A 1,020-nucleotide genomic window follows, 5' to 3' on the forward strand; every position below is an offset into this window, starting at 1 on the left:
AAAGAGAAAAAGTGATTTAAGTAAGAAAATAAAATATTAACTATCTTTAAAGAACTGGACTAAGGCTTTTCATAGGACCCTTTGTTGTAAGTAGTATTTTTTCAGAGCACTGACTTTAATTCATTTCCGAAAACGTATTGGTCGATATCAATTCCTAGATTTAATCTACTCAAACGGTTAATGGTTTCAATATCGAAATTGATTCCTTTATTTCCATCGATATACTGTTGATGATGAATTGAGATTCCAGCATCTGACATTTCAGTCAGTTTTTTTATTCCATCTACGTCCTTTTCCAATTCAGTCAAGAGTAGTTTTAGTTTTGTATCTAAATCATAAGCTCGACTTTTAGTAGGCTCAAATGATAAATGACTAAAAGTATATTTTCCTTTTCCATTTTTTCTATCATCATTTACACTCCAACCCGAAAGTCCTTTTAACGTTGTCAATTCCGAAAGTTGTTCAAAAGTCAGATTTTCAGAAGTCGCTGTTAGATAAACTTGATTTCCATTTTCCGTTCCAACTCCGAGTAATTCATGAGTTTCTTTTGAGAAATGAACAGTCAAGAAAAAAGGTTCATCTTGAATTGGAAAGTAGACAATGTTTACATCATTAAAAGATTCCATATCCACTCTTTCAACTTTAGGATTTCCATTCTCAATTTCGACATTATGAACTTCCAAATATTGTTCAGTAGTTCCGAAAGTTTGATTTTCTATTTCCGAAAAGGCTTTTTTTATTAACTCGTTTTTCAATGTTTATTCAGTTTTTCGGTATTACTTACAACGGTCTTGTATAAGATTAGTTGCGTGGTTCAGCAACGAATTTAGTAAACAAATACTTGCCAGCGGAAAATTCCGCAGGAATTTTCCAAGTAGGCACTTACCTAGCAATTAATTTTATACGTTGTGTCTGTTGCACAAGTTTTGTTAAAAATACGTACAATTAGTAACTTGTTGTATGCAAGGCTTTAAGATTTATCAGGAGAAATTATTCAATAGTTTTCAGTTAAGTGATCGT

Annotated in this window: 1 protein-coding gene; it reads right to left on the reverse strand. The window is 31.7% G+C overall.

Annotated features, from left to right (window positions below):
* Positions 1 to 101 precede the first annotated feature (101 nt).
* Positions 102 to 755 (reverse strand): DUF4279 domain-containing protein, encoded by a 654-nt coding sequence (locus Q1A60_RS21460; RefSeq protein WP_299770596.1) that lies wholly within the window; start codon positions 753 to 755, stop codon positions 102 to 104.
* Between the last annotated feature and the right edge of the window lie 265 nt (positions 756 to 1,020).

It is taken from the genome of uncultured Dokdonia sp., from assembly GCF_947492535.1.
Taxonomy (GTDB): Bacteria; Bacteroidota; Bacteroidia; order Flavobacteriales; family Flavobacteriaceae; genus Dokdonia.